The following is a 626-nucleotide window of genomic DNA, read 5'->3' as shown; positions in this document are numbered from 1 at the left end:
CGCCACGTATATTCCCATCACGCAGGTGGTGTCGGACTTCAGGACCGAATGGGAAAACGCCCTGATCATGCGCCGCGACCGTAAACGAACCCTTGCCGTGCAGGCGGAACCGGATGTGCTTGGGGATGAAACGGCGGATCAGGTGCTGCGGCGGATTCGCCCGGCCATCGAAGCGCTGGAACTGCCGGTGGGCTACTCCCTGCAGTGGGGCGGTGAATACGAAGCTTCCAAGGATGCCCAGGCGGCGGTGTTCGGCAGCCTGCCCATGGGCTACCTGTTCATGTTCATCATCACCATTTTGCTGTTTGACGCGGTGCGTTCACCGTTGGTGATCTGGGCCACGGTGCCGCTGGCCATTATCGGTGTGACCTTCGGGCTGCTGCTGCTGAACTCGCCATTCGGCTTCATGGCATTACTGGGCTTTCTGAGTCTGTCCGGCATGCTGGTGAAAAATGGCATCGTGCTGGTGGAGCAGATCAAGCTGGATCGGGAAACCATGGCGCCCTTCGATGCGGTAGTGTCGGCCTCCATTTCCCGGGTGCGCCCGGTATGCATGGCGGCGGTCACCACCATTCTTGGCATGATTCCGCTGCTGTTCGATGCCTTCTTCGAATCCATGGCGGTGG

Annotated in this window: 1 protein-coding gene; it reads left to right on the top strand. The window is 60.2% G+C overall.

Annotated elements, in window-relative coordinates:
* On the top strand, window positions 1-626 hold a 626-nt coding region (locus A3730_RS24060; protein WP_197477606.1), incomplete at both ends, for an efflux RND transporter permease subunit.

The organism is Alcanivorax sp. HI0044 (assembly GCF_001634945.1).
Note: the sequence above shows the minus strand (reverse complement) of the source record. Positions and strands in the feature narration are given on the sequence as shown.